We start from the raw sequence: 25850 nt of genomic DNA on the forward strand, positions 1-25850 counted from the left end.
GAGATAGGCACAAACCATTTTTAGGAGGAAGTACAAATGAAAAAAGTTCTGTCCACCATCGTTGCTGCTCTTGTTGCCGTTTCTTTCGCTGGTATCGTGTGCGCCGCTGAGCCCGCCAAGCCTGCTGCTGCTCCGGCTGCTCCGGCTGCTCCGGCTGCCGAAGTGAAGAAAGAAGAGAAGAAACCGGCCAAGAAAGCCAAGAAAGCCAAGAAAGCCAAGAAAGCCGTGAAAAAAGAAGAAGCTGCTGCTCCTGCTGCTCCTGCTGCTCCGGCCGCGAAGTAATTCGAGATTCACAGCACATGAAAAAAGCCGCCTCTTCGGATGCGGCTTTTTTTTGTCTGCAATGCGGGTAGAAACGGCAGCCCCTCTGTTTGTTTCCTACTCTTCTTCCCAGGCAAACTCAGGCTCAAAATAGGGGTCGTAAAAACCGGGATAGGCGAGGAAGAAGGTCGTGGTTTCGGCGGCTCCCGTTACCGTCCTGACCAGGGTCATGCCGAGCCCTTTCAGTGGGCCGACGGTCAGTCCCTTCGTGACTCCCTCGTTCTTGATGGTCAGATATATCTGCATGGGGAATTCCAGCCAGCCGGTCGCAACGTTGGTGACCCCCCTGACCATCTTGCCCGACATGCCTTCCACCAGTTGCTGGGGAGACGAATTTTCCGGGGTCTGGAAGTTGTCGGCACCGGCATGGACAGGGTTCACTTCTCCACAGAGAAGTCCCGCGCACAGCAGTGCCATGCCCGCCATCTTTTTCAGTGTGTTCCGTTCCATATCATTTCGCCGGCGCCGGCTGTCCCGCATCGGCCTGATTAATGGGCTCATTTCGCATCTCTTCCCACCCCTGCCAGACATACTCGGGATCGACCATGGGGTCGAAATAACCCGGTTGGGGGACCATGAAGAACACCGTCTCGGCGGCTCCCATCACTGCTCTGTAGACAGTCATACCAATACCCGCAAGTGGTCCGACCACGTAACCGACCTTCCCCCGGTCCCGCACATTAAGGTAGGTCTGCTTGGGGACCTCCGCGATGGACGTTGCCACATTTGTCACGCCGCGGACAAATTTGAAGGCCATCTTGTCCACAATGGTTTCCGGTTTCGGGGAATCCTGGGCGAGGACCGGACTGGCAAGGCAAAGCAGGAGCAGGAGGGGGAGAGTTCTGGTGAGAATCCGCATATAATCTCCTTTCAAAAACACGAACATATTGAATGTAATTGTCTTTTAACACAATTAGTGCGGCGTGGCAAGCTTGTGTCAGTGCAGAGGCATCATTCTTCCAATTTTATAGCGGCTTTTCCTCGTCTTTCCTGCAGGGAGGACTTCCCGTGTACAGAAGTCCCAGCGATAGTGCGCTCAGGCACGTGTGCACGCCTGATACTGTTATCACTCGAACAGTGATTTTTCGGCGGGGAGGAAAGGGATGAACTTCCGGTGGAGGAGGCGCAGTTTTTTCTTGTAGTATTCAACGTTTTCGTCGGGCTTGGTCGGATCGTAGCTGCCGACGGGGCGGCAGTTTTCGTAGGCGGCCACTCCTTTCGCGTGTCCGGTGACGTAGTAACTGATCTGGTCTCCGGCCTGGTAGTCACGCTCTGACTGGAGGGCAAGTTCAAAGGCTGCCGCAGGGAGCCGCTTTCCTTGCTGCACTTTCTGCTGATAGCTGGCAGGGGATTCGTTGAGCGTTTCGGTTTTTTCCAGCCGATCGATGGGGATGGCGTGGTCGCGCAGCCTCTGCAGGTATTCCTGGTAAACCGCATCGATGCGATCTCCCTCACCATGCAGGAGGAGCCGTACCACTTCGGAGGTGAAATCCCGCAGATACTTCTCGGTCCCCCGCGATTTCAGGCCGCTCCCCTTGATGGTCATCCTTCCTGCGTCGTCGAGCAGGGCATAGTTTTTCATCTTGTAGGAGAACATTGCACGGTACCAGCCGTCCATTTCCACATCGATGCCGGCGGGGAGTGTTGTTGAAAGCTCCCCGATCAGTTCTGCTGCTTTTCCCAGGGCCGTCACCCCGGCGGGAGGGATGAAATAGATGCCGTCGGTGTCGACTTCAACCGGCCTGGCGCCCTGTGCTGCCAGCCAGTCAAGCATCCGCTGGATGATTTCCCGGCCGCGCAGGGTCACCTCGGCAGCCAGCGCCATGTCGGCAAAATTGTGGATAGTGGTACCGAGGTAGCCATAGAAGGAGTTGATGAGTACCTTGAAGGCCTGCTGGAGCGCCTGGTAATAGTCCCGCAGGTGGGGATCGGGGGTTTCACGAGCCATCTTCTTTGCCCGGAGCCGGAAGGTCCGCAATTCGTCGAGAAGGGGGAGGAACAGACCGAGACGCTCCCGGTCAGGCTGCAACCGATAGGCAAGGAGTATGGACGGGTAAAGAGATGCCACATCGCAGTGGGCAACCGGTCCCACCACACCGGTGACGAACAGATTGTTGTAACCCCCCTCTAGTTCGCCATCACCCGAAGGGCGGGGAATGGCCGTTTCCCGGTGCAGGTACTCGCGCAGGAAGAGGGCGTTGATCTTTGTGGCGTTACCGCGGATAGGGCAGTTCTGGTAAGAGTAAGGGAACATGCGGGTCTGCAGGAAGTAGGGGTAGGACAAAAGGCGAGACAGGGCAAGGGTCTCGCGGACATCGTCCAGGTTGTAATCCGCCAGAGCCTGGGGGTCTTCAAGGAAAGTGCGTGCGATAGCCGACCCTTCCAGGTAGACCCGGTTGGGGCGGGCCAGCCCGAAATGGCGGGCTGCCGCCTTGAGCCCATAGCTCTCCAGGTCCCTGTTCCCCACGTCATAGACGAGGAGGAGGAAGTAAGTGTCGATGATATGCCGGCCGTAGACGTTCCAGCGGGGGTAATCGACGATCCGTTCGGCGACGGTGAAGCGGGAGGGGTGAACCCGCGGTTCGCTGCCGTCTCTCCCCCAGGCGAGCCTGATGCCGTGACGGGCGGCCCGGATGCGGAGGTACTCCAGGTCGAAGCGAAAGATGTTGTGCCCCTCGATGACGTCCGGGTCCCGTTCCTGCAGTATCCGGTTTAGACGCTCCAGCATGGCAGGTTCGTCCAGGTTGTGGCCGGACAGCACCTCTTCGTACCCCTCACTGTCGAGCACCGCGACGGAAATGATCCGGTCCTCTTCCCGCAGGGGGTTGGAAAATTCGAACCCCGGCGCGCACCAGGTCTCGATATCGAGGGCCAGCCGCCTGATCTCCGGGAACTCGATCTGCTTGAAGAGGGTCTTGCCGGTCAGGAGCAGGTGCTGGTGGATTGGGTCCGAAAAAAAGAGGTAAGGGGCGGCAGCGGCCGACGGCGTTTTGCTGGTGGTCCGAACCAGGTAATCCCGGGCATCCAGGCAGGTGCGCCAGTCGTTGAAGAGGGCCAGGTGACGAAATTCGCCGCTGCCGGCCAGCGTTCTGATGGTCGTTGGGCGGGGAAAGCCCGACAGAAGGTGGGCATTGGTCAGGATGATGAAGGGATGGAAAGGGTCATCGTGGAAATATACGCCGTCAGGTGTGCGGTAGAAGAGGCGGATGAAGCGGCCGGCCAGTTCGGCTGCCACGATCCGCTCCGACCGGTCCCGGCCGAACAGAAGGGTGCTCTCCTCGAAACGGGGTGCGTCCATGGCAACCATACTCTTTCTGCACAAAAAACGACGCGGCCAAAGCCGCGCCGTTTGCCATTCCGGCAGTAATCACTTCTTGGCGTGCTTGGCCAGGTAGTCTGCCACCCCTGCCGCCGTCGGTTTCATCGCCTCCTGGCCTTCCTGCCAGTTGGCGGGACAGACCTGATCGCCGTGGGTTTCCACGAACTGGAGGGCATCAACCATCCGCAGGGCCTCATTGACACTCCTTCCCAGTGGCAGGTCATTGATGACGGCGTGCCGGACGATTCCCTTGGTGTCGATGAGAAACAGCCCCCGAAGGGCAACTGCGTCTCCGAAGAGGATGCCGTAGGCCCTGGCGATCTCTTTCTTGATGTCGGCCACCAATGGATACTGGATGTCGCCGATGCCGCCGTTCTCCACAGGGGTGTTCTTCCAGGCCAGGTGGGTAAACTTGGAGTCGACGGAAACGCCGATCACTTCGCAGTTCTTTGCCTTGAAGTCGGCAAGTCGCTGATTGAAGGCGAGTATCTCCGACGGGCAGACGAAGGTGAAATCCAGGGGGTAGAAGAAGAGGACCGTGTATTTGCCGCGAAAGCTGGAGAGCTGGATCTGGCCGAAGGTATTGTCCGGCATCACCGCATCGGCTATAAAATCGGGGGCTTCCTGGGTTACGAGGGTACAAACGCTCATGGGGGTGAAACTCCTTTCTCAGGGGGAATTAATGTGATGTGGAGAAACCTTAACAGCCCCACGAACGGTTGTCAATGTAAAAAGATAAAAAAAGTCCTTTTTGTCTTGTGCACCTCTTTGCGAGTGAAATTCTCTGATTCCCGAAGAGGGCGATCGCGAGGATCGCCCCTACTTCACCTCACCACGGATGCCGATGGTGACTTCCTTGAACGGAATATCCTTGCCGCTCGCCGACAGAGCTCGCCGTGCAGCCATGACGATACCTCCGCAGCAGGGGACTTCCATCCGGAGGACAGTGATGCTCTTGATGCTGGAGACCCGAAACAGTTCGGCAAGCTTTTCTTCATAAAAGTTGTTGTCGTCAAGTTTGGGACAGCCGATTACCAACGCCTTGCCTGCCAGGAAATCCCGATGGAAATCGGCGTAGGCGAAGGGTACACAGTCCGCGGCGATGAGGAGGTCGGCGTTCTGGAAATAGGGGGCGGAGGTCGGAACCAGATGGAGTTGGACTGGCCACTGGCCGAGCTGGCTCGTCTGGCTTGCCGTCTCTGCAGGGTTTGCCGGCGAAATGGGTGGCGCCAGGGTCATGGCCCGGGAGCCGGGGCAGCCGCCGTGGGGAGTATGCTGCTGAGCAGGCTGCGGGGCGGCGTGGCCGGACTCGGGAAGGGCCTGTGCCAGGTGGTGGGCCACCGCCTGTTCGTCGAACTCATCCGCGTCCCGCTCGATGATGTGGATGGCGTCCTGGGGACACTCTCCCAGGCAGGCACCGAGCCCGTCGCAGAGGTTGTCGGCGGAAAGAACCGCTTTGCCGTTCACGATCCGGATGGCCCCTTCGGCGCAGGCTGGGACGCACTCCCCGCAGCCGTTGCACTTCTCCGCATCGATCTGGACGATTTTTCTGATCATGTATGCTTCCTTTCTTGTTGGATAACCGTTGTCGCGGAAACGAGATTTTTTCGCAAGATCAAGGCTGTCGAGGGGTGGCGCGGAGGCGTAGCAGCGCTACGCCGCACAAGCCGCCCCGAAGACTTACGCAGAGATTGCGGAAAAGGCCCGTTTCCTAAAAAAAGTAGTGCCAGAGGTAGTCAAGCCTCCCCCTCATAATCATCCTCCGCCCGGAGAAGGCCATGATCTGGCGGATCTGTGTGCGGTGTTCCTTACTGTAACAGTGGATGCGGCAGTGCTTGCAGGACGGTTTCGGGTCGAGGGGGCAGTTGCGGCGCTTGAGAAGGGAATAGTCGAGGAGCGCCGCGCAGTCGGGACAGAGTGCGACTCCCGTGCGAAACATCCCTGAAAGTTCGGTCGGGATGTGGAATGCTGACTGTCCTTCGTGTCTTGCCGCACAAAAAATCCGCACGAAGTCGACGAGTACCTTCAGGTCTTTTTTCTGATCGGGAGTGAATTGTTCCATGGGAGTGAGCGTAGCTGAATCAAGGGGGATTCCCCATGACGCAGGTCAAAAAAGCGCCGTTTGTCGCAGTGGGGAGATTACCGTACCGTCACATATGGAGTTCCGGCTTGATGCCTGCCGGAGTGAGATTCCGTGCGATGCGCCATCCCTTCTCCTTCACCAGCACCGGCGCGAACTGGCAGGCGATGTAGCCGATGAGGTTCATGTTGGCAGGGAGGTCTGAGGCGATGGTGACGATGCGGAAACCGACAAGGTCTCCGATATTCGGGAAATCGGTTCCCTCCTTGAGTGTGCAGCCCCATACTGTCCGATCGCCTCCCCTGGTCGCCAGCCGGAGCAGGTAATAGCGTTCACCCTCTGCGCCAGCCTTTCCTTCTTCCTCGACGAGTGCGGGTATGACCGCCCCGAGCAAAAGCGGGTAATCCATATGGGAGATTGCATAGTCGAAGGCCGCCCGGTTGTCGGGAAAGACCAGCGGGGGATCGTCCTTTTTTTTGAACCAGCCGAACATCCGCACCTCGTAAGGGGAAATTACGATAGAGTATAGCAGGAATGGATGTTATCACCTACGGTTCTTTGCATTTCTCTACCGTCTGTGGTAGTAATGAGGCTCCTATGGAAACCATAACGCCCCTAGTCATTCCCCGGTCAGCCCACCCCATTTCCCGCAGCATGGTGAGCCCCAATGCCCTGCGGGTCCTGTATCGTCTGCGGGACCAAGGATTTATCGCCTACCTGGTGGGGGGGTGCGTACGTGACCTTCTTTTGGGGCGCGAACCGAAGGATTTCGACGTGGTGACCGACGCGACGCCGGGCCAGCTCAAGCGGCTGTTCCGCAACTGTCGCCTCGTCGGCCGTCGCTTCCGGCTCGCCCACATCCATTTTCAGGACGAACTGATCGAGGTCGCTACCTTCCGCGCCCTGCAGGCTGAGGATGACGCGGCAGAGAAAGCCGAGGCAGGAGAGAAGTCATCCCCTTCTTCCGACGCCGAGCCTGCGCCCAGGTCGCCGCGCCACCTCAAGAGCGACGAGGGGATGGTGCTGCGGGACAATGTCTTCGGCAACCCCCGGGAAGATGCCCTGCGCCGCGATTTCACGGTCAATGCCCTTTTCTACAATATTGCCGATTTCTCCCTTATCGACTATGCCGGCGGGATGGCAGACCTGGAAGCCGGCGTTATCCGGACCATCGGTGACCCTTTGGTACGCTTCACCGAGGACCCGGTGCGGATGCTGCGGGCGGTTCGCTTTGCCGCCATGCTTGGCCTTGATGTGGAACAGGATACCTGGCAGGCAATCCTGGATCTGGCGCCTACCATCAACCGGGCCACCCCACCCCGTCTGTTCGAGGAGATGCTCAAGCTGTTTCTGCTCGGGGAGGGGGAGAAGAGTTACCAGATGCTGCGCCGGACCGGCCTGTTCGCACCTCTGTTCCCCCGCTTCAATGTCTGGCTTGACACGGAGACGGACGGTTTTCCCCATACCCGGGTGAGCCAAGCCCTTGACCGCGTTGATGCTTTGGTTCAGCAGGGGGAGACCGTGGTGCCGCCGCTTTTCCTGGCACTGATGTTCGGCGAGTATCTGGAAGAATCGGCGGCTGCGTTTCGGCAGGGAGGTACTCCTCCCCAGGAGGCACTGAACCAGGCGGTTGCCGAGTGGCTTGGCGAGCTGGCGCCGACGGTTCTTGTCCCGAACCGGGTAGGGATGCAAGTCCGCGATATCCTCTCCAGCCAGCAACGGTTCGGCAAAATGCCGGGAAAGCGCCCCCAGTCGTTTCTCGGCCGTCCCGGTTTTCCTACTGCGTTGGCATATCTCCGCCTGCAGGCGGAGATGGGTAACGGGGGTCAGGATATCTGGAGCTGGTGGGACCGTTACAGCCGCGAGAATGTCGTCGACCGTCCCTCCGTTGACACTGCCACACACGAAGGTGCACCACCGGCCGGAAAACGCCGCCGGCGAAGGCGGCGTAAGCCACGTACCAGTGCGCCGGCACCACGATAACCTTTTTCCGTCCGGGAGCCCCCATGAACCACAAACCGTTCAGCCTCGCCGCAGCCATCGGCAACACGCCGCTCATCGAATTGACTTCCTTCTCGCCGAACCCGCGGGTTCGTATCCTGGCCAAGCTGGAGGGGAACAACCCCGGCGGGTCCATCAAGGACCGGCCGGCCCTTTATATGCTGACCAGGGCCGAGGAGAACGGGGCGCTTTCCCATGGGAAGATAATCCTGGAGCCGACCTCCGGCAATACGGGGATCGCCCTGGCGATGCTCGGCACGTCCAAGGGATACCGGGTCAAGCTGGTGATGCCTGCCTGCGTGAGCCAGGAGCGGCGCAGTGTCCTGGAAGCCTACGGAGCCGAAGTGGTGCTTTCTCCCGCCGGAGAGGCAACGGACGGAGCGATCCGGATGGCGCATCGCATTCTCGCCGCTGAGCCGAACCGCTACTACATGCCCAACCAGTACGCCAACCCCTGCAACGTCCTGGCCCATGTGGAGACGACCGGTCCCGAGATCCAGCGGCAGACCGGCGGCGAGATCGACCTGTTCGTAGCGGGGATGGGAACCACCGGCACTCTCATGGGGGTGGCGGAGTACTTTCGCCGGCACAACCCGCGGGTCAGAGTGATCGGTGTGGAGCCACCTTTGGGACACGCCATTCAGGGGCTGAAGAACATGGAAGAGGCGATCGTGCCGGAAATCTATCAGCCATCGGCCCTTCACGGGAAATGCACCGTCGTTGACGAGGAGGCTTTTGCCATGGCCCGGGAACTGGCCCGGCGAGAAGGGCTGTTCGTCGGCATGTCGAGCGGCGCTGCCGTGGCCGGAGCCATCGAGGCCGCAAAAAACCTCGACAGCGGCACCATCGTGACCATTCTTCCCGACCGCGGCGACCGCTATCTCAGCACCACCCTGTTCCGCTCGGTCTGCGGCTGCTGCCCCCCCTAGCCACCATCAGCCCCTTCCTTCGTCCGCATCGATGCTTGTAAAGTGTCATCATCTATACTAAAATGATGGCACGACGGAACCGCCGGGATGCGGCCCATCTCTTTTCCTCCTTCTCTTGCGCTTCTTGCCGTGGCCACCGCTCTTTGCCATGGCATTCACCTATAAATCAAGCCAGCACCGTGCGTGCGCAGGTAAGGCGCTGTCATGGAGACAGGGGCTCGCGTGTCCACCGATGTCATGGAAAAATCTGAACTTGGGTTGGATACCAGACTGCTGTCGGATTTTATCTGCGAGCTGAATATCTCACGCCGCCATGTTACCGCCTATCCCTCCAACCACCCTATCATCGTGGCATCTGCCGGCAAGGTCCTGCGGCTGCTGCAACGACTCCTCGAAGTTCAACCCGTTCTTACCATTGGCATCGCTCGTGACACCCTTATAATCGGTGAGGGTTTTCTTGACAGGAATAACCCCTTGTACCGCGATTTGGCGCGGGCACTCTTCGGCCATGGCATTGCCTCCATAAGCTTCAGTGGCGACCTGCCTCCGGAGGAGCTGCAGCGTTTCAATGAAATACTCTGTCTGAAAAAGGAAGAAGTCCGGGGGCGGGGTGGGATAGAGGCAGTGGTCGCCGCCGCTGGCATCACCCATCTGCAGGTTCAGGCAATTGACTACAGCTCTTTCCATGCCACCGACGAAGTGGTGCTGACGCAACCGGAGCGGGAGACAGTTGAACTCTGGGAACAGTTCATCCACGGCCTGCTCGAGGGGACTCTTGCCCCTTGGGGGGAACGGGCTGCCGAGTGGGATGCGATCACGCCGGAAATGATGGCCCAGGCCCTGAATCGGCAGCTTGCGTTGACCCCGGCCAAGAGTATGGCCAGCTACGAACAGGCGGTCACCGATTTCCTGCGGAACATGGACCGGCAGCGTGCCAGGGGGGGGGGCAGTGAGACCATCGACAAGCTGGCGGCCTGCATCAACCAGCTCAATCCGGAGGTGCGCCGTCAGTTTCTCCTCAGTGCCTTCTCTTCCCTCCCGGCACGACAGGAGATGGCCGAGGAGCTGGTGAAACGCTTTCCGCCGGAGGTCATTCTGGACGCCCTGGAAGACATCAGTGTCTCCAACTCTTCCCTTTCGCCGGTCGTCCTGGATCTGGTAAAGAAACTGGCGGCGCATGCACCGCTGGGGGAGGCGAAGAGCCAGGTAGCGAAGCTGCAGCAACCGACCGAACGGGAGCTGCGGGACGATCTGGCGATGATCTTCCGTGAGGACAACGGCGACCACTTTCTTCCCGCGGCTTACCAGGAAAAGCTTCGCACCATCGTGGCCATCGAAGGGGTATCCGCCCTGGAAGAGGATGAAATTGCGGAGTTGAAGGAGACCCTTACCAACCACTGCGTGGAGACAGAGGTAAATGCGGTTATCCTGGAGATCCTCAAAGAACTCCCCGATGATTGCCCGACGCACGTGCTGCAACGAAATCTCCTCGATCTCAGTGGCTATTTCCTCGAAATGGGGGATTTCGCTTCACTTGCTACCATGTACGACCGCCTGGAGAGTATACATCCTGCCATGGAGATGAGGACGGCAGGGCTCTTTGGTGAAGTGCTGGCGGTGTTCGCCCGGCCCGAATTCGTGGCGGAGGTGGTGCAGGGGCTTGTTTTCTGGGGTAAGGCCAAGTATGGCGAGATTCAACGACTAATTCTGCGGGTTGGCGCCCCCTTTGCGGGGCCACTTCTGGATGCCTTGGCGCAGGAACAACGCATGTCCCTGCGCCATTTTTACATGGACTGTCTGCAGAAGATGGGAGCAATCGCGCGGGATGCCGCCCTGGCCAGGCTGCGTGACAGCCGCTGGTATTTCGTCCGTAATCTCCTTGTGCTTCTCCGCGACCTTGATGACCCTACGGTGGTGCGCCATATAAAGCTCCTCCTCTCCCATCCCCATCCGAAGGTTCGCCAGGAACTGCTCAAGACCCTCCTCCATTATCAGGACCCTGAGTCCGATCGGCTTCTGCACCGCTATCTGACCGGCAAAGATCGTGAGCAGCGACTGATGGGGGTTCAGTTGGCGGCACAGAGTCGCAACCCGCAGGTTGTAACCATGCTCCTGGCGTTTCTGGCGAAGGGAGGCATTGCCGATTACGAGTTTGGGCTCAAGAGTGCCGTGGTGAAGACCCTCGGGGAGATGGGGAATGTGGACGCGCTACCGGAACTGGTGACACTGCTCCGTTCCCGGAATCTTCTCCATCCGCAGAAGCATGCCCTTCTCAAGGTGAAGATAGTGCATTCCCTGGCGCATTACCCTCCGGCCTGGGTTAGCTACCTGCTCGACGAGTTGTGCCGGGGGGACAACCAGGAACTCGCCAAGGCGGCGTCAGATGTACGGCAACAGTTGTCAGTGAGGGGCGCATGAGCGGCGACCGGCGTACAAACCTGCAAAGCTGCATCCGTCATCTGATGACGGCGGTATCCAATGCCTCTCTCTATAATCTGGAGCACCAGCAGGTAGCGCGTCTCTGCGAGACGGCCCTGTCCGATCTACTGGGGGCCATGGGTGATGGAGAGGAGGTAGCGCTGCTCCTCGTCGATGAAGAACTGGTCTTTGCCGACTCCCCGCTCGACAGCAACATGTATGTCAACCGTTTTTCCCGTGCCCTGAAAAGCCGTGGCGTCGGTCATCTCCGGTTGCTTCGGGGGGTCACCCATCAGGAATTGAAGCTTCTGGTCGGCTGCCTTTCCAGGCAGATGGGGGCTGGCGGGGGAGTCCGCTCCACCGATCACGTCCGGTTCGGGCGTCTTGAAGTTCTTACCGCAAGTCCCTTCGCCGACAGCGCGACAACGTGGGACGAGGTCGGCGAACGCCCTGTCCCTTCTCTGGAGGAGATCCCCGCCGAAGAGGTGGCCCGCTTCATGGATATCTACCAGGGGGTGCGCCGGCATCGGAAGCTCCATGTGGTCGGTATTTCCGAGATCGTGGCCGGCTTCGTGGATGCGTTCCAGCAGGTGGGGAATCCGTTCCTGGCTCTGGCGCCGTTGCGGGCACTGGATGAATATACCTTTACCCATTCAACCAATGTCTGCATTCTCAACCTGGGGCAGGCCATGGCGCTCGGCATCGACGGACCGCTCTTGCACGACATAGGGATAGCGGCCATGCTTCACGATATTGGCAAGCTGTTCATCCCCGAAGAAATCCTCAAAAAGGCGGGCCAGCTGGAAGACGATGAGTGGAAACTGGTCCGGGAGCACCCTCTCAAGGGGGCTCAATACCTGCTCGATACCCCTGGTGTGCCGCGGCTTGCGGTGGTGACCGCTTTCGAGCACCATATGAGATTCAATGGTACCGGCTATCCCGCCGTCACTCCCGGGTGGCGGCAGAACCTTTGCAGCCAGATGACGACGGTATCCGACTGCTTCGATGCCCTGCGCAGCAATCGGGCCTATCGAGGAGCCCTCGAATACGACGAAATTTCCGACATCATGCTGGGACAGGCGGGGAACGAACTCCATCCGCTCCTGACCAGGAATTTTCTCAAGGTCCTGCGCCGGCTAACGGGTGCCCAGACCAACCCTGCCAATCCGTCGCGACAGGAAGGAGCACCGCGCTGAAGCTTTTTCCCCTCACACTCCGTCTCTGGCCCAAGCCGTTCAATTACTTCGAGCATGTCAAGCTGTTCGTTATCACTCTCGGCGCGCTCGTCGCCTTCATCGTCGCCGGTATCTTCGCGGTGCTCTATACCCGTACCAACACCCTCATGTACGAACGGGTTCGGGAGCAGGCGGCAACCTATGCCGATCTGATCATGCATACCAAGATGTGGAACTACGACTACGGCGGTGTCTACGTAGAAAAGCGTCGCGGGGTCGATTCCAATGCCTATCTCCGGCAACTCGGCGTGAACCCCGATGTGAAGGTGGCGGGGGGGCGAACATTCACCATCCGCAACCACGCCATCATGATTGAGGAGATATCCCACCGCAGCGAAAAGCAGGACGGGGTGAGGTTCCGCATCGTCAGTCTCAAGCCCATCGACCCGGCCAACGTGCCGGACAAGCTGGAAACGGCGGCGTTCGACCAGTTTGCCCGGGGGGAGCGTGAATCGCATTTTCAGCAAAAAGGGGATAATCCTTCATTTCGTTACCTGAAGCCGCTCTTTGTGGAGCAGAGCTGCCTTGAGTGCCATACCACCCAGGGTTACAAGGTTGGTGACGTCATCGGTGCGATAAGTATCTCCATCCCCATGACCACCCTTGTCCGGGAAGCCCGCGCGAACAAAATACTTATTGTTGTCGCTGCGGTACTGACCATCGGTCTCCTGGTGACGCTCATCTACATTCTCACCTGGCGGCTTGTCATCAAGCTCGATGAAGTGCAGAAGCGGCTCAAGAAGCTCGCTTCCACCGACGAACTGACCGGGCTCAAGAACCGGCGGCACATCATGAAGCGGCTCGAAGAGGAATTCGAGCGGGCTGGCAGGCTGCAGGAAACCCTTTGTCTCATCATCCTTGACATCGACCATTTCAAGCGAATCAACGATACCCATGGCCACCCCTTTGGCGATCTCGTCCTCAAGCGTGTGGCCAAGCGTCTGCAGGAGGCAACACGTCGTTATGACACCATCGGACGGATTGGTGGCGAGGAGTTCCTCGTCATCTCCCCTGGCACGAATGCCGAAGAAGCGTTGCATCTCGCGGAGCGGTTGCGGACCACGGTCAGCCAGGAACCGATGGGGGATGGAGAGAAAGACGTCACCATCACCCTCAGTGCCGGCTTTGCTCTCTCCAAACCGGGTGACAGGGGAAGCGAGACTCTCATGAAAAGGGCGGATATGGCGCTTTATCGGGCCAAACAGGGGGGGCGAAACAGGGTGGAAGAAGGGTGACGGGGATGAACCGTCATTTCCGGGACAGCGCCGGGTTCGGCGCAATAACAGAATAATGTTTGAAAAATTTAATCATAGTAGTATACTCCTGACAACCTGTTTGTGCCGTGACGGTAAGGGACAAACATTTACCGAGGAAGGAGGGAGGAAATGAAGCTCGATGAGATCAAGGAGATCGCCCGGAAACAGGGGATAAAAGCAGGTAAGATGAAGAAAGCGGACCTCGTCAGGGCGATCCAGGCCGCGGAAGGGAACCCTGCCTGTTTCGAGAGCGGAACGGCGGACCAGTGCGGCCAGAATGTCTGTCTCTGGCGGGAGGACTGCCGCTAGGCAGGACCTTGTGCGGAGAAACTGGTTGCCAAGCCTGACCAGTGTGGTAAAGTCGAGCGAAACTTTCCCGCGAGGTAAGACTGCATGGCAACCGTCACCATTACCTGTTCCCACTGCGGCTTTTCTAAAGAGGTAGCGGTAGGGGTTGTTCCGGAAGGAGCGGTCCGGGTAACCTGCCCCCGCTGCAAGGAATCATTCCCTCTCGAAACTGATGCGCCGGTTGCAGCCGTGACCGACCCGCCTCCCTTGCTAACTCCTCCGCCACCAGAACCGCTTGCGTCTTCTGGCGCCGGCACTTCCTCACCCCCACCCATTTCTTCTCCGTACCCCACCGGCACCGACCAAGGGGCTTCGGGAGGGAACGGCAGAAAATTACCTCCCCGACGGGAACTCTCGGGCCTTGGCGACCTCTTTGGCAAATCGTGGGAGGTGTTCAAGAACCGGATCGGGATACTTCTCGTTCTCTACCTGATCATCATTGCCTGTGTACTCGTTCCGGTCGGCCTGTTCCTCGGCGCCGGCTTTCTCATCTCCCTGGTTATGCCGGAGGGGCGAGTTCCCCTGCTGATTGGCGGGGGTTTTACCGGCGGGGTCATCGGCCTGTGCGCTGCCTACTGGGGAGCCGCTGCTCTGGTCTTCGCCGTGGCTGACGAGACCCTGGGGATACGTGATTCACTAGTGAAGGGGTGGGAGCGGCTCGGCTCATTCATCTGGCTCTATTCCCTTTCCGGTTTCATCATTGTTGGCGGCTTCCTTCTCTTCATAGTGCCGGGAGTCATCTTCTACATCTGGTTTTTTTTCGGACAGTTCGTTCTGGTAGTCGAGGGGGACCGGGGGATGGCGGCGCTCCTCAAAAGCAAGGAGTACGTGAGGGGGCGTTGGCTCGACGTGTTCTTCCGGGTATTTGTGCTGTGGCTCATTTCAGTGGCCGCAGGAATGATACCGATTGCAGGTTCGTTCCTGTCGCTCCTGTTCATACCATTCAGCATGATCTATCACTACCTCATCTACGCGGAACTTCGGGAGATACGGGGGGAGGTTGAGGTGGCGACGACGGGCAAGGACAAAAACATCCCATTGGGGGTGGGGGTGCTCGGCCACCTGGCATTATTCGGGCTGCTCGGCATGGCTCTGCTTAGACATTTTGCCGTGCACTGAATGTTCCTTCTGCCGGTTGCATGACAAAAAAGGCCGCATCCGGGGAGGATGCGGCCTTTTTTTACTGGTGCGACCTGAATTACTTCGCAGCCGGTGCGGTCGGAGCAGCCGGGGCCTCGGCGGGCTTGTCGGCAGCTTTCTTCACGGCCTTCTTGGCTTTTTTGGCCTTTTTGACAGCTTTTTTCTCTTCCTTCTTGATCGGCGGGTGGCCGGCGGGGAGAGCAGGCTGGGCAGCCGGAGCAGCCGGAGCGGGTTCGGCGGCGCAGACCAGGCCGGCGAAGGAAATTGCTACGAGGGCGGTAACGATGGCGGACAGAACTTTTTTCATGGTGGACCTCTCTTTGTTGGTTAATTGGTGCTGCTGATTTACATTTAGCAGGGAGCGTGCCAGTTTGCTTGATATTTGTAATAAGCTGTATATAAAGGACAATTTTAGGCGTGTGACTTGCTGACCGGTGAACGGCGTCCTTAAATCATCCCACCCTTGCCCCATTTGCGGTATGCGGTCTGCCGGCCAGTCCGTTCAGCCGGTCCATGCTGTGAATCAGCACCCTGCTCCCCTCAACGTCGATAATCCCTTCCTCCTTCAGCTTCCTGAAGGTCCGGGAAAGCGTTTCGCTGACCGTACCGAGACGGGATGCCAACTCCCCCTTTTTCATGTCCAGGTCGAGATAGGTCTTCCCCTGGAAGGTGGTCGATTTCCGTTCGGCCAGCTCGATCAGGTAGGTGGCCAGGCGGGCAGGGACCTCGGCGAAGGAGAGTTCCTCGATCTGGCGGGCGAAGCGGCGAAGGAGGAGCGACAGGGAAACGATCAGGTTGAGGGAAAAGCGGGGATTGCGTTCCAGGAGACCCATGAACGCTTCCCGGGGGAAAAAAAGCGCCTCTCCCTTTTCCAGCGCCCGGGCCTCGGCGGGATAGCGGCCATCGCCAAAGAAGGCCGCCTCGGCAAAGGTCTCGCCGGGGTGCACGAAGTGGAGGACCTTTTCCTTGCCGTCGGGGGAAACCTTGCAGAGTTTCATGCTGCCGGAGACGAGGAGATAGAAACCGTTGGCCGTATCCCCTTCCGCAAAGAGGGTTTCCCCCTTGGCGAAGCTCCGGCGAGAGACGATGGCCGCTACTTCTGCCAGGTGCCCGTCGTCCAGGCCGGAGAAGAGAAGGGATTTTTTCAGGCTTTCCTTGTTGTCCATGCAGGATTCTCCCCCGTGAATTTTAGCTGGTGTCCAAGACTCAATGCGCAAGAATAACCTTAACCGACGGTTTTATGCAATGAACAGTTTCCTTCTGGTCCGAAGATGCTGTATAACCCGCTCAGCAACCTGGCTGGGGGTCAACCCGTACTTCTCTGCAAGGACCTCCGCCGGAGCCGAGGCACCGAAATTTTCCACACCGATGAACAGGCCGCGCACTCCCAGCAGGCGCCACCAGAGTTCTCCCCGTCCTGCCTCCACGGCCACACGGGGTACCCGTGGAGGGATGATCTTGCGGAGGTAGCTGGCCGGCTGGTTCTGAAAAGTCTCCAGCGAGGGGACTGAGACAACACGGACGGCAATCTGCTGCTCCCGCAGGGAGGCAGCTGCTGTCACTGCCAGGGAGACTTCCGAGCCGCTGGCGAGGAGGATTACGTCTGGCTGCTTTCCCCCCGCCTCCAGCACGTATCCTCCCCGCAGGACCATATCCGGGGTAAAAGCCGGCTCCCTCGCAAGGGAGGGGAGTTTCTGACGGGTCAGTATGAGGGCAGACGGGCCGGTGGAGCGGCGTAGCGCCGCGGTCCAGGCCAGGGCCGTCTCCACGCCGTCGGCTGGCCGGAACACGGCCAGGTTAGGAATGAGGCGAAGTGCGGAGAGTTGTTCCACCGGCTGGTGAGTCGGGCCGTCCTCGCCGACGAAGAGGGAGTCGTGGGTGAAGAGGTAGATCGTCTGCTGTTCCATGAGGGCGGCGAGTCGGATGGCCGGACGGCAATAGTCGGAAAAGACGAGGAAAGTGGCGCCGAAGGGGATGAAGCAACCATAGCGGGCCATGCCGTTCATCATGGCGGCCATGGCGTGTTCCCGTACCCCGAAATGGATGTTGCGGCCATCGTAGGTGCCGGCGGCGATTCCCTGCGAACCCTTTATCCAGCTGTTGGTGGAAGGTTCCAGGTCGGCGGAGCCTCCGACCAGTGCCGGGAAAGCCGCTGCCGCTGCCTGGATGACCTTGCCGGAGAGGGCACGGGTGGCGCCGTCCGCATCGCCGACGGCGGCCAGGAGTCGCTGCACGAGGTCAGCCGGCTGCTTTTGCCGCCACATGCCGTCCCAGAGCCTGGCCCGTTCCGGATTGCGCCGCCGCCACTTCCTGAAACCGTCCTGCCATCTTCCGTATTCCTCTTCAAGCGTTTCGCGCCGCCGTGCACAGATATCCCTCACCTCTGTCGGGACATGAAAAGGCTCGGCCGGCCAGTTCAGGTTATGGCGGGTGGCGGCCACCTCCTCCGCTCCGAGGGGGGAACCGTGGGCGGACGATGAATCATGTTTGCCGGGGCTCCCTTGGGCGATATGGGTGCGGGCAATGATGAGTGATGGCCGCTCTTCTTCCTCCTGGGCTGCGGCAAGGGCGGCGTCGATCCGGGCAAAATCGTGGCCGTCTATTTTCTGGACATGCCAGCCGCAGGCCGTGAACCGCCCCGCCACATCCTCGGAAAAGGCGAGGTCGGTACTCCCCTCGATGGTGATCCGGTTGTCGTCGTAGATGTAAATAAGGTTTCCCAGCTTCAGATGACCGGCCAGGGAAGCCGCCTCCTGGCTGATCCCCTCCATCAGGTCGCCGTCGCTCACCAGGGCGTAGACCCGGTGGGCGATGGGGGAAAAGAGGTCGTCGTTGAAGCGGTCGGCCGCCATCCGTGTTGCCAGGGCCATCCCCACACCGTTGGCAAATCCCTGTCCCAGCGGGCCGGTGGTAACCTCCACCCCCGGTGTTACGCCGTACTCTGGATGCCCGGGCGTCCTGCTCCCCCACTGGCGGAATCTCTCTAACTCTGTCAGGGGAAGATCGTAGCCGAACAGGTGAAGGAGGCCATAGAGGAGCATGGAGCCGTGCCCAGCCGAGAGAATGAAACGGTCCCGGTCGGGCCAGGCCGGATCTGCCGGGTTGAAGCGGAGCCGGTTGTGCCAGAGGGGGAAGGCGTAGTCGGCGGCTCCCATGGGGAGGCCAGGGTGCCCCGAATTGGCCTGCTCTACCCCGTCCACCGCCAGCATGCGCAGGGTATCTGCGCCCAGACGGGCCTCACGGTCGGTCAACGTGGCATGTTCCATGGGTTTTCCCTTTCATGGTGCGAAGACGGTGCGGTTACGGTACACTGGAAACAGGAGGCAGACCAATGGCTGACAAACAGGACCTGGTAATCCTCGGCTCCGGCTCCACCGCATTTGCTGCGGCGCTCCGGGCCCAGTCCCATGGCGCCCGTGTGCTCATGATTGAAAAGAGCGTGCTGGGGGGGACTTGTGTCAACTGGGGATGCATTCCGAGCAAGACCCTCATCCACGCCGCACAATTCTACCAGGATGGCCGTCTCGGGGCAAGGGTCGGACTCGGCCTCCGGGAGGAAGGGGTGGATTTCGCCCGGCTTACGGACCACAAGGAGCTGGTGGTCGGGCACCTCCGCCAGACCCGCTACCTGGATGTCCTTAAGAATGTACCGGGATTGACCCTTCTCAGGGGGACCGGTCGTTTCCTCGACCCCCGGACGCTGGAGGTGGGGGATCAGCAGGTCCGGGGGGAGAAATTCCTGATAGCCACCGGCGGCTACCCCCGCATTCCCGCCATTCCCGGCCTTACAGATGGAGGATTCCTCACCAGCCGGACCGCCCTCCTCCTCAGGGAACTCCCCCGATCGCTGGTCATCATCGGCGGGGGGGTCATCGCCCTGGAAATGGGACAGATGTACCGGCGCCTCGGTACCCGTGTGACGGTTCTGGAACACGGGTACCGGGTTCTGCCGACGGTGGATAGTGACGTGGCCCTGGCGGTGCAGGAGGCGCTACGCTGCGAGGGGATGGATATCGTGCTGGATGTGACGGTCTGCGGAGTGACCCGCCGGAATGGCGCAACGATCGTGCAGTGCGAGCAGGGGGGTGGGCCGGTGGAATTTGTCGCCGAGCGGCTCCTTGTGGCGGTCGGAACCGCGCCGGCCACGGCCGACATCGGTTTGGACCGGGCGGGGGTGGAGATTGACCCGAAGGGGTTCGTGCGGGTCGATGAACGGCTGCGCACCTCGGCGTCTGGTATCTGGGCTGCCGGCGACGCGATCGGCGGAATGATGATTGCGACGGCAGGGGCTCGGGAGGGGATAGTGGCGGTTGACGACATGTTCACTCCGGGGTGTGGTTGCACCATGGACCATCTCGTGACCCCCATGGCGATCTTCACCGATCCGGAGGTGGGGCTGGTCGGCCATACGGAGACCACGGCACGGGAGGCAGGCTACGAGGTAGTGAGCAACATCCTGCCGGTGTCCGCCATCCCCAAGGCCCATGTCACCGGGCAGACGGCCGGTGTGATCAAGCTGGTGGCCGATGCCGCCACCGGACGGATACTGGGTGCCCATCTGGCATGCCACCGTGGAGCGGATATCATCAACGAGGCGGCCCTGGCCGTCCAGTTCCGGTTGACGGTAGCCAATCTGGCAAACAGCTTGCATGTTTACCCGACAATGGGGGAAGGACTGCGGCTCTGTGCCCAGGGGTTCGACCGGGATGTGAGCATGCTTTCCTGCTGCGCAGAATGAAATCCTCCGGAAATCCGCAATAAACCTGGATTTTTCCCGTCGTCTGGTACTCGACGTCGGTGGAGCGTAAGCGATTTTCTGAGATGACAGCAGAGGATTTGCCATGGAAGGCCCCGCAAAATTTGCAAGCCTGGACCCGGATTTGTCACGTCGCCTCCACCGGGCACTGACCGCCAGCAAGGATGAGCTGTACGAGGTGCTCCTCGACCCCTCCATGGAAGTGCTCCAGGCGGCTGTCAGAAATCCCAGCCTGGCCGAGAACCATCTGCTGGCCTTGTTGAAGCGGCGGGACCTTTCGGAAGATTTCCTCAAGGCCCTCTACCGAAACCGGTTTGTCGCAGAAAGCCATGGACTGAAGGTTGCCATGGTGCACAATCCCGGCACGCCGGGACAGATAATTCTTGCGCTCCTTCCCCACCTCTACCTGTTCGAACTGGTTGACATCTGTTTTCTTGCCGGCGGGACTCCCGATCAGAAGCTGGCCGCCGAGCGTGCCATCGTCCAGCGACTCCCCACCACTCCCCTTGGCAACAAGCTGACCCTGGCCCGCCGCGGGACATCGACCGTGGTGGAGGCCCTGCTCCGGGAGGGGGATTCGCGGCTCGTGGAACCCTGCCTTGATAACCCGCGGCTCAAGGAGTCTACGATATTCCAGTTTCTCAACAGCTCGAAGTCGACGGCGGAGACCATCTCCATGGTGGCCCGCCATCCCCGCTGGAAGGGACGCCCTAACCTTCAGCTTGCCATCCTCAAGAATCCCCGCACTCCGGCGGTCTGGTTCAACCTCTTCCTCTCCCATTTCGGCGTTGCCGATCTCCAGGGGATCATCGCCTCCCGCCGCCTCACACCTGCCCAGAAAAAGCTGGTCACGGACGAACTGAAGCGGCGCGGACATGGGTAGGTCCTACCGTTCCGCCGGATACCAGCGGCGAAGGACGAACCCCTTCCCCTTGCCGGTGCCGTAATCATCGAGCGGCTTCCGGTGCCGTACGAGGTCGGTAATCGCCTCCCGAAGCGGCCTCACCGTAACTCCCCCTTTGCCGCCGCACTCCAGCCGGCTTTCAATGAGCCGCTCCCGGTCCAGCACGATCTGCACATGTCCCCCCCAGACGATGAGGTCGAGGGGTTCCACCTTCTGTACAATCTCGCCGGGGGTGAGTCCGGCGATTGGAATGCCCCTGCCATAATTGACCAGGGCGCTGGTGTTGCGGGGGGTGAAGCCGTCGGTCGCCTCGTAGAGGAGGCCGGAGCAGTCCAGTCCGGCGAGTTCCCACTGCTGGTCAAGCCGTGCGGAATGCGGCACACCGGGCGTCGGTGGGTACAGCTCCCACATTTCCGGTACCCCTCCGCTGACGTTTCCCCCCCAGACGTAGCCCTTTCCACGGGCGGCCAGCAGCCGGGCAGCGATTTCCCCTTGCCGTGGCAATTGGCGCGTCCGTTCCGGTGGCGGCTCCAGGCTGGTCGAAACGAAGCGGCTGTCGATGTAATAACCGGCAGTGGATGGATAGGGATAATCGCTGCTCGTTACCCGGTAGATGGTGGCCGTCCCCTGGGGGACTACCGCTTCGATCCGGAAGGGGGTGCCGGGGAGGGCGATGAACTCCAGTTCCCGGATCTGGCCGCAGCGGTCGAGTTTCAGGGTGGCGCCGTCTTTCCCGCCGAAGACAGAGGCGAACGCGGGGGTATTGAGGACCGGCGTCGGTTGCCGGGCGACGACGTAGCGGGGACTGGGTTCTCCTGCGAGAACGGGCAGGGGAAGGACAATAAGGAGAATGAAGAATGTCCGCAGTTTCATTTCACCAACCACTGGTGGACGAGCGCCCCCGTCAGCCAGACGCCGAAACCGGCGGAGAGGGCGAGAGGAAGGGTTGTCTGACGGCGAAAGCAGAGCCAGACCGCCATGAAGAAAAGAATGGTGGGAATGATCCCCCAGAGAACGCCGCGGGTATAGGCGGTTAAGAGCCGGTAATCGCCGGGATTGTCGGCAGCAAGCCAGAGGAGCACCAGCAGCGAGGTGAGCGGCATGGTGGCGATGAGGCCGCTCGTTGAGGGGAGCCGTTTGCCGAGCTGGGCACAGCCGATGATGACGGCGTTGGTGACGATGAGTTTGAAGAGAAAGGGCATGGGGGCCTCTGCGTGGTGCGGGGATTTCACGCGGGACTATAGCAGAAAAGGGTCGGGAAAGGAAGGAGCTGCATGGCGGGTGCGGTATACTGATAGCCATGGAGCAGAGATTTTTCGCCGATACGATGCTCGGGAAGCTGGCCCGCTGGCTCAGGGTCGTCGGCTGTGACGTCGCCTATGCCCCGGCGCTGGACGACGCCGGGCTGGTGGCGCGGGCGCGGGAGGAGGGGCGGCTGATCCTGACCCGTGATACCCTGTTGATCCGCCGCCGCTGGGCACGGGAGCACCACTTCTTCGTCGTGGGGGACCACTGGCGTGACCAGCTGCGCCAGGTTGTCACGGCCTTTGATATCGACCCGTTCCGACGTTTCCTCACCCGTTGCCTGGAGTGCAACGAGCCGCTGCGGGATGTGGCGCGGGTGGAGGTGGCGGACCGGGTGCCCCCCTATGTCCATGACACCCGGGAGCTGTTCCGGGAATGCCCGGCCTGCGGCCGGCTCTACTGGGGAGGCACCCACCGGGAGCGGATGGTGGCGGAGCTGGAAAAACTGCTGAGGAAGTAACGGGATAGTCGGTTCAGGGGGAGGTGGTGAAGGCCCGGGCCAGCGGCAGGAGGTGGAGATGGCCCGACGTGAAGAGCGTCAGGGCTTTTTTTATGCCCGGCGGCTCGTTGCCGTTGCCGTGGACGAGGATGAAGCTTCCTTTCTCCGGTGTTTCTCCCTTGGCGAGCCAGGCGTCCGCACCCAAGGGGATGAGGCCGAGCTCCCGTAGCTTTCGGATGAGGGTACCGTCGGCCACCAGACCGGGGAAGCGGAAATAGGGGGAGGGGGTGAGGCCGTTCTCCAGGAGGAGTACCTCAGTGGCGAGGACCTCCCGTTCCAGGTCGGTTCCCGGCGTGAGGAGGAAGGTCCGTTCCAGGGGGACCCGGGGATCGTAGGGGTGGTTGAAGGAGTGATTGACCCAGGTGATGGCGAGCCGGCCGTCTGTTGCCTGTTCCTTCAGCCAGGCCAACTCCTTCGGGTGCTGCTCAAGCCAGCGGCCGGTCATGGCGACGGCCACCGGCACCGGTCCCCCCTTCCCCTGGGGGAGCCGGCCTACAGCGGCAAAAAATTCCCGTTCGAAGGGGCGTACCGACGGGCACATGTCTACCGTCAGAAAGGCGCCGTCAACCGGCTGGTCTGCATGGCGGGCGCCATCGTTCTGCAGATGGTACGGGGGTGAGGTATGGCGGTCGAGAGCCCGGAGGTAGGGGGTTGCCTTGAGGGTTGCAGAATCGACCGGCTTGCCGAAGTCCAGATCGGACTCCTTTGCCGTGGCGGTGGCGAGGGTCGCCGGGTTGACGATGAGGAGCCGGGGGAGGCCGTTCTGCCGGAACCGGCGGATGGCGATCTGGAGGGTGCCGGTCGTGTCGTGGCCGGCACGAAAGATGGGGGTGTAGCCGGTGATCGTGGCGGCGGTTGCCCAGGGCGCATGAATAAGGAGAAACGATGCCGTGAGGAGAAGGATGAGGAGGAGAGTCGATCCCCGCTTGTCGGGGCGTTTCGCTCCCGTGTCCCGTTTTTTCGGTTTTACTCGCGTCCCTCTGGGGTGAAGCCTGTCAGGCATAGGTCAGCACCGACGCGATGGCGGCGTCGATCTTTTCCGTGTCCACCCTGGTGTTGAAGCAGGGGCCGAAGGGGCGGTCGTTGAGGACCCCGATGACCGGGAGGGGGTAGCAGTCCTTGATCCCCGAGGTGAGGTCCCGCTCGCAAGCGACCGCCACGACGAGTTTGGGGCGCTTTTCGATGATCACCTTGCGGGCCAGGGTGCCGCCGGTGGCGACGGAGATGTCCACCTGGTATTTCCGGGCCAGTTCCGCAAGGCCCATGATGTCGCAGCGGCCGCAACGGACGCACTTGTTGATGTCCCCGGTCACCTTGATCTCGCAGTCGAACAGCTGGAGGCAGTGGGGGAGCAGGATCAGTATCCGGTCAGCCGGCACCAGCAGGCGCTGGGACTGGACCAGGCTGTTGTTCATGGCGATGAACGACTGGCGGATGGTGTCCTTGGAGATGCCGAGCAGTTTTCCCATCGCTTCGATCACGGGGAGGAGGAACTTGATCACCACCAGGCGCATGAAGCGGGTAAAGAGGATATCCTTCCCCAGGGCGGTGGTCAGGACCAGCAGGGCGGTGCCGCAGAGGGCGAGGCCGGAGAGGATGCCGGTGAGGATGCCGACGATGTGGGGGAGGTTGGGGTGGATGTTGGCCAGGCCCCGGGTCGGTATCCACCACATGAGGTAGATGAGCCCCACGATGATGATACAGGTCACCCCCATGAGGGCGATGAAAAGCCGTTTGCGCGGCGGCGCCGGCGTGTCGTTCATGTCAGCCACGTACTGTTTCCTTGGAGCCCAGGATGGTGCCCGGGGCGATTTTGACGCCGGCCAGGAATTCCTGGACCGGGAGGCGCTTGCGCCCTTCCAGCTGCAGTTCCTCAATGAACAAGCTGCCGCTGCCGCAGGCGACTTCCAGTCCGCTCTTGTCGGCCCCCAGCACGGTCCCCGGCTCGCCGTGTCCGTCACCCGTCCGGACCCGGCACACCTTGAGGGCCTTGTCCTCCAGGGTCGTGAATGCGCCCGGCCAGGGGGTAAGACCCCGCACCAGGTTCTTGACGACCGGGGGTTCCTTTGTCCAGTCGATGAGGCCGTCTTCCTTTTTCAGCATCGGCGCGTAGTTGGAGAGGCTGTCGTCCTGTTTTTCCGGCACGAGCCGTCCGGCGACAAGAAGGTCGAGGGTCTCGGCCATGGCTGTGGCACCGAGCACTGCCAGCCGGTCGTGGAGCGACTGGGCATCCTCGTCCGAGTCGATGGGGAGGGCCTTTTTCACCAGCATGTCTCCCGTATCGAGCCCCACGTCCATGAGCATGGTGGTGACACCCGTTTCGGTCTCACCGTTGACGATGCACCAGTTGAGGGGGGCTGCGCCGCGGTAGCGGGGGAGGAGCGAGGCGTGGACGTTGATGCATCCCTTGGGGGGGATGTCCAGGAGCGCTTTGGGGAGGATCTGGCCGAAGGCGATCACCACGATGAGGTCGGGGCGGAGTTCACGGAGGGCATCGATGACTTCCGGGGCGCGTACCTTCAGTGGTTGCAGCACCGGCACGCCGTGCTGCTCGGCGAGAACCTTCACCGGCGGCGGGGTCAGCTTCTGGCCGCGCCCCTTGGGGCGGTCGGGCTGGGTGACCACGGCAATGACCTCCTCACCCCGGTCGAACAGCATCTGCAGCGTGGGACAGGCGAACTCCGGTGTCCCCATGAATACGATGCGGAGGGGCATGATTACTCTTCCTCTTCCCGGGAACGGCGGTAGCGCTTGCGGAACATTTCCCGTTTGAGGGGGGAGAGGTGGTCCACGAACAGGATGCCGTCCAGGTGGTCTATTTCATGCTGGAAGGCGATGGCCAGCAGTTCGTCAGCCTTGTGGGTGACCTCGTTGCCGTCCAGATCGAGAGCCTTTACCACTACACGGGCGTGGCGGCGGACGTTGGCCGCATACTTGGGGACGGAGAGGCACCCCTCTTCTTCGTAGGATTCGCCGTCGGCGTGAATAATGACTGGATTGATGGCGACGATGAGATCGGGCTGCTCGTCCTTGGCGGAGACGTCGATGACGACGATCCGCTGATGGACTCCGATCTGGGGGGCTGCCAGCCCGACGCCGGGGGCGGCGTACATGGTCTCCGCCATGTCCCGCACCAGGGCGCGGGTTGCGTCGTTGATCACCGTCACCGGCGTGGATTTCTTCTTCAGTTCCGGGTCGGGAAAGTGGAGTATCGTTCGTATCATAGCGTGCCTTTTCGGGTTAATGCATCCCATTAATATATAAACTTGCCGAGAAAAAAGCAAATCATTCCTCGTTGCTGTTTCAGTTCCCACTACGGGTTTCCTCTCTTTTCCGGCA

Annotated in this window: 27 protein-coding genes; 11 read left to right on the forward strand and 16 right to left on the reverse strand. The window is 60.7% G+C overall.

All coding sequences use genetic code 11. From position 1 onward, the window contains the following. The first annotated feature begins 36 nt into the window (after positions 1 to 36). Positions 37 to 282, forward strand: a complete 246-nt coding sequence (locus LDN04_RS05915) for a hypothetical protein (RefSeq protein ID WP_223907583.1) — start codon at positions 37 to 39, stop codon at positions 280 to 282. Positions 283 to 378: 96 nt separating this feature from the next. Here the strand turns inward: LDN04_RS05915 and LDN04_RS05920 are convergent, their stop codons facing one another. From LDN04_RS05920 to LDN04_RS05950, 7 genes are all read right to left on the reverse strand, one after another. Then, positions 379 to 771, reverse strand: coding sequence for an exosortase system-associated protein, TIGR04073 family (locus LDN04_RS05920; RefSeq protein ID WP_223907586.1), 393 nt, complete (start codon positions 769 to 771; stop codon positions 379 to 381). 1 nt (position 772) lies between these two features. Then, positions 773 to 1180, reverse strand: a complete 408-nt coding sequence (locus LDN04_RS05925) for an exosortase system-associated protein, TIGR04073 family (RefSeq protein ID WP_223907589.1) — start codon at positions 1178 to 1180, stop codon at positions 773 to 775. A gap of 207 nt (positions 1181 to 1387) precedes the next feature. Continuing rightward, positions 1388 to 3619, reverse strand: a complete 2232-nt coding sequence (locus LDN04_RS05930) for a DNA polymerase domain-containing protein (protein ID WP_223907592.1) — start codon at positions 3617 to 3619, stop codon at positions 1388 to 1390. A 69-nt stretch (positions 3620 to 3688) separates the two neighbouring features. Next, positions 3689 to 4291 (reverse strand): peroxiredoxin, encoded by a 603-nt coding sequence (locus tag LDN04_RS05935; protein ID WP_223907595.1) that lies wholly within the window; start codon positions 4289 to 4291, stop codon positions 3689 to 3691. A 168-nt stretch (positions 4292 to 4459) separates the two neighbouring features. Then, complete coding sequence (locus tag LDN04_RS05940) at positions 4460 to 5197, reverse strand: ATP-binding protein (protein WP_223907605.1); 738 nt, start codon at positions 5195 to 5197, stop codon at positions 4460 to 4462. A gap of 154 nt (positions 5198 to 5351) precedes the next feature. Continuing rightward, positions 5352 to 5702: a nitrous oxide-stimulated promoter family protein gene (locus LDN04_RS05945; RefSeq protein WP_223907608.1), complete on the reverse strand. Its 351-nt coding sequence runs from the start codon at positions 5700 to 5702 to the stop codon at positions 5352 to 5354. Between the two features lie 88 nt (positions 5703 to 5790). Continuing rightward, entirely contained in the window at positions 5791 to 6213 is a 423-nt protein-coding gene (locus LDN04_RS05950; protein WP_223907611.1) for a hypothetical protein, read from the reverse strand. Between the two features lie 104 nt (positions 6214 to 6317). Between LDN04_RS05950 and pcnB the strand changes: the two genes are divergently transcribed. The 7 genes from pcnB (at position 6318) to LDN04_RS05985 (ending at position 15026) form a co-directional block, all read left to right on the forward strand. Then, positions 6318 to 7703 (forward strand): polynucleotide adenylyltransferase PcnB, encoded by a 1386-nt coding sequence (pcnB, locus tag LDN04_RS05955; protein ID WP_223907614.1) that lies wholly within the window; start codon positions 6318 to 6320, stop codon positions 7701 to 7703. Positions 7704 to 7726: 23 nt separating this feature from the next. After that, positions 7727 to 8650, forward strand: a complete 924-nt coding sequence (locus LDN04_RS05960; RefSeq protein ID WP_223907617.1) for a PLP-dependent cysteine synthase family protein — start codon at positions 7727 to 7729, stop codon at positions 8648 to 8650. A gap of 237 nt (positions 8651 to 8887) precedes the next feature. Further along, positions 8888 to 11068 carry a HEAT repeat domain-containing protein gene (locus LDN04_RS05965; protein ID WP_223907619.1) on the forward strand — a complete coding sequence of 727 codons (2181 nt, stop codon included), beginning with the start codon at positions 8888 to 8890 and terminating at the stop codon, positions 11066 to 11068. After that, positions 11065 to 12264: an HD-GYP domain-containing protein gene (locus LDN04_RS05970; RefSeq protein ID WP_223907622.1), complete on the forward strand. Its 1200-nt coding sequence runs from the start codon at positions 11065 to 11067 to the stop codon at positions 12262 to 12264. The genes LDN04_RS05965 and LDN04_RS05970 overlap by 4 nt, the downstream gene beginning before the upstream one ends. 119 nt (positions 12265 to 12383) lie before the next feature. Further along, positions 12384 to 13538, forward strand: coding sequence for a diguanylate cyclase (locus LDN04_RS05975; RefSeq protein ID WP_223907625.1), 1155 nt, complete (start codon positions 12384 to 12386; stop codon positions 13536 to 13538). Positions 13539 to 13688: 150 nt separating this feature from the next. Continuing rightward, a complete protein-coding gene (locus tag LDN04_RS05980; RefSeq protein WP_223907628.1) occupies positions 13689 to 13868 on the forward strand; it encodes an SAP domain-containing protein in 180 nt (59 codons plus the stop codon). Between the two features lie 84 nt (positions 13869 to 13952). Then, the gene (locus tag LDN04_RS05985; protein ID WP_223907632.1) at positions 13953 to 15026 is read left to right on the forward strand and encodes a zinc-ribbon domain-containing protein; all 1074 of its coding nucleotides are present in this window, start codon (positions 13953 to 13955) and stop codon (positions 15024 to 15026) included. Positions 15027 to 15105: 79 nt separating this feature from the next. Here the strand turns inward: LDN04_RS05985 and LDN04_RS05990 are convergent, their stop codons facing one another. From LDN04_RS05990 to tkt, 3 genes are all read right to left on the reverse strand, one after another. Then, positions 15106 to 15354: a hypothetical protein gene (locus LDN04_RS05990; protein WP_223907635.1), complete on the reverse strand. Its 249-nt coding sequence runs from the start codon at positions 15352 to 15354 to the stop codon at positions 15106 to 15108. A gap of 145 nt (positions 15355 to 15499) precedes the next feature. Then, complete coding sequence (locus LDN04_RS05995; protein ID WP_223907638.1) at positions 15500 to 16213, reverse strand: Crp/Fnr family transcriptional regulator; 714 nt, start codon at positions 16211 to 16213, stop codon at positions 15500 to 15502. A gap of 72 nt (positions 16214 to 16285) precedes the next feature. Beyond that, positions 16286 to 18313 (reverse strand): transketolase, encoded by a 2028-nt coding sequence (gene tkt, locus LDN04_RS06000; protein ID WP_223907641.1) that lies wholly within the window; start codon positions 18311 to 18313, stop codon positions 16286 to 16288. Between the two features lie 65 nt (positions 18314 to 18378). Here tkt and merA point away from each other — a divergent pair, with 65 nt between their 5' ends. Together merA and LDN04_RS06010 are read left to right on the forward strand one after the other, a co-directional pair. Beyond that, entirely contained in the window at positions 18379 to 19785 is a 1407-nt protein-coding gene (gene merA / locus LDN04_RS06005) for a mercury(II) reductase (RefSeq protein WP_223907643.1), read from the forward strand. A 103-nt stretch (positions 19786 to 19888) separates the two neighbouring features. Beyond that, positions 19889 to 20686, forward strand: coding sequence for a hypothetical protein (locus tag LDN04_RS06010; RefSeq protein WP_223907646.1), 798 nt, complete (start codon positions 19889 to 19891; stop codon positions 20684 to 20686). Positions 20687 to 20689: 3 nt separating this feature from the next. On the opposite strand, the gene LDN04_RS06015 is transcribed toward LDN04_RS06010, so the two are convergent. Together LDN04_RS06015 and LDN04_RS06020 are read right to left on the reverse strand one after the other, a co-directional pair. Further along, entirely contained in the window at positions 20690 to 21580 is an 891-nt protein-coding gene (locus LDN04_RS06015) for a C40 family peptidase (RefSeq protein ID WP_223907649.1), read from the reverse strand. After that, entirely contained in the window at positions 21577 to 21909 is a 333-nt protein-coding gene (locus tag LDN04_RS06020; protein ID WP_223907652.1) for a DUF3147 family protein, read from the reverse strand. The genes LDN04_RS06015 and LDN04_RS06020 overlap by 4 nt, the downstream gene beginning before the upstream one ends. Positions 21910 to 22007: 98 nt before the next feature. Between LDN04_RS06020 and LDN04_RS06025 the strand changes: the two genes are divergently transcribed. Beyond that, positions 22008 to 22472: a Mut7-C RNAse domain-containing protein gene (locus LDN04_RS06025; RefSeq protein ID WP_223907655.1), complete on the forward strand. Its 465-nt coding sequence runs from the start codon at positions 22008 to 22010 to the stop codon at positions 22470 to 22472. A 13-nt stretch (positions 22473 to 22485) separates the two neighbouring features. On the opposite strand, the gene LDN04_RS06030 is transcribed toward LDN04_RS06025, so the two are convergent. Genes LDN04_RS06030 through def form a run of 4 tightly spaced genes read right to left on the reverse strand, consistent with a single transcriptional unit; the run spans position 22486 to position 25735 of the window. After that, positions 22486 to 23514: a polysaccharide deacetylase gene (locus LDN04_RS06030; protein ID WP_223907658.1), complete on the reverse strand. Its 1029-nt coding sequence runs from the start codon at positions 23512 to 23514 to the stop codon at positions 22486 to 22488. Beyond that, positions 23507 to 24274 carry a DUF116 domain-containing protein gene (locus LDN04_RS06035; RefSeq protein WP_223913345.1) on the reverse strand — a complete coding sequence of 256 codons (768 nt, stop codon included), beginning with the start codon at positions 24272 to 24274 and terminating at the stop codon, positions 23507 to 23509. The genes LDN04_RS06030 and LDN04_RS06035 overlap by 8 nt, the downstream gene beginning before the upstream one ends. 1 nt (position 24275) lies before the next feature. Continuing rightward, entirely contained in the window at positions 24276 to 25226 is a 951-nt protein-coding gene (gene fmt / locus LDN04_RS06040; RefSeq protein WP_374045139.1) for a methionyl-tRNA formyltransferase, read from the reverse strand. Between the two features lie 2 nt (positions 25227 to 25228). After that, complete coding sequence (def, locus tag LDN04_RS06045) at positions 25229 to 25735, reverse strand: peptide deformylase (RefSeq protein ID WP_223907660.1); 507 nt, start codon at positions 25733 to 25735, stop codon at positions 25229 to 25231. Positions 25736 to 25850 lie beyond the last annotated feature (115 nt).

It is taken from the genome of Geobacter sp. AOG1, from assembly GCF_019972315.1.
In the GTDB taxonomy this organism is placed as follows: domain Bacteria; phylum Desulfobacterota; class Desulfuromonadia; order Geobacterales; family Geobacteraceae; genus Geomobilimonas.

Excerpts from the sequence above, each read along its gene's own strand:
- LDN04_RS05915 (WP_223907583.1), top strand. The coding sequence starts at position 37 with ATGAAAAAAGTTCTGTCCACCATCGTTGCTGCTCTTGTTGCCGTTTCT.
- LDN04_RS05920 (WP_223907586.1), bottom strand. The coding sequence starts at position 771 with ATGGAACGGAACACACTGAAAAAGATGGCGGGCATGGCACTGCTGTGC.
- LDN04_RS05925 (WP_223907589.1), bottom strand. The coding sequence starts at position 1,180 with ATGCGGATTCTCACCAGAACTCTCCCCCTCCTGCTCCTGCTTTGCCTT.
- LDN04_RS05930 (WP_223907592.1), bottom strand. The coding sequence starts at position 3,619 with ATGGACGCACCCCGTTTCGAGGAGAGCACCCTTCTGTTCGGCCGGGAC.
- LDN04_RS05935 (WP_223907595.1), bottom strand. The coding sequence starts at position 4,291 with ATGAGCGTTTGTACCCTCGTAACCCAGGAAGCCCCCGATTTTATAGCC.
- LDN04_RS05940 (WP_223907605.1), bottom strand. The coding sequence starts at position 5,197 with ATGATCAGAAAAATCGTCCAGATCGATGCGGAGAAGTGCAACGGCTGC.
- LDN04_RS05945 (WP_223907608.1), bottom strand. The coding sequence starts at position 5,702 with ATGGAACAATTCACTCCCGATCAGAAAAAAGACCTGAAGGTACTCGTC.
- LDN04_RS05950 (WP_223907611.1), bottom strand. The coding sequence starts at position 6,213 with ATGTTCGGCTGGTTCAAAAAAAAGGACGATCCCCCGCTGGTCTTTCCC.
- pcnB (WP_223907614.1), top strand. The coding sequence starts at position 6,318 with ATGGAAACCATAACGCCCCTAGTCATTCCCCGGTCAGCCCACCCCATT.
- LDN04_RS05960 (WP_223907617.1), top strand. The coding sequence starts at position 7,727 with ATGAACCACAAACCGTTCAGCCTCGCCGCAGCCATCGGCAACACGCCG.
- LDN04_RS05965 (WP_223907619.1), top strand. The coding sequence starts at position 8,888 with ATGGAAAAATCTGAACTTGGGTTGGATACCAGACTGCTGTCGGATTTT.
- LDN04_RS05970 (WP_223907622.1), top strand. The coding sequence starts at position 11,065 with ATGAGCGGCGACCGGCGTACAAACCTGCAAAGCTGCATCCGTCATCTG.
- LDN04_RS05980 (WP_223907628.1), top strand. The coding sequence starts at position 13,689 with ATGAAGCTCGATGAGATCAAGGAGATCGCCCGGAAACAGGGGATAAAA.
- LDN04_RS05985 (WP_223907632.1), top strand. The coding sequence starts at position 13,953 with ATGGCAACCGTCACCATTACCTGTTCCCACTGCGGCTTTTCTAAAGAG.
- LDN04_RS05990 (WP_223907635.1), bottom strand. The coding sequence starts at position 15,354 with ATGAAAAAAGTTCTGTCCGCCATCGTTACCGCCCTCGTAGCAATTTCC.
- LDN04_RS05995 (WP_223907638.1), bottom strand. The coding sequence starts at position 16,213 with ATGGACAACAAGGAAAGCCTGAAAAAATCCCTTCTCTTCTCCGGCCTG.
- tkt (WP_223907641.1), bottom strand. The coding sequence starts at position 18,313 with ATGGAACATGCCACGTTGACCGACCGTGAGGCCCGTCTGGGCGCAGAT.
- merA (WP_223907643.1), top strand. The coding sequence starts at position 18,379 with ATGGCTGACAAACAGGACCTGGTAATCCTCGGCTCCGGCTCCACCGCA.
- LDN04_RS06010 (WP_223907646.1), top strand. The coding sequence starts at position 19,889 with ATGGAAGGCCCCGCAAAATTTGCAAGCCTGGACCCGGATTTGTCACGT.
- LDN04_RS06015 (WP_223907649.1), bottom strand. The coding sequence starts at position 21,580 with ATGAAACTGCGGACATTCTTCATTCTCCTTATTGTCCTTCCCCTGCCC.
- LDN04_RS06020 (WP_223907652.1), bottom strand. The coding sequence starts at position 21,909 with ATGCCCTTTCTCTTCAAACTCATCGTCACCAACGCCGTCATCATCGGC.
- LDN04_RS06025 (WP_223907655.1), top strand. The coding sequence starts at position 22,008 with ATGGAGCAGAGATTTTTCGCCGATACGATGCTCGGGAAGCTGGCCCGC.
- LDN04_RS06030 (WP_223907658.1), bottom strand. The coding sequence starts at position 23,514 with ATGCCTGACAGGCTTCACCCCAGAGGGACGCGAGTAAAACCGAAAAAA.
- LDN04_RS06035 (WP_223913345.1), bottom strand. The coding sequence starts at position 24,274 with ATGAACGACACGCCGGCGCCGCCGCGCAAACGGCTTTTCATCGCCCTC.
- fmt (WP_374045139.1), bottom strand. The coding sequence starts at position 25,226 with ATGCCCCTCCGCATCGTATTCATGGGGACACCGGAGTTCGCCTGTCCC.
- def (WP_223907660.1), bottom strand. The coding sequence starts at position 25,735 with ATGATACGAACGATACTCCACTTTCCCGACCCGGAACTGAAGAAGAAA.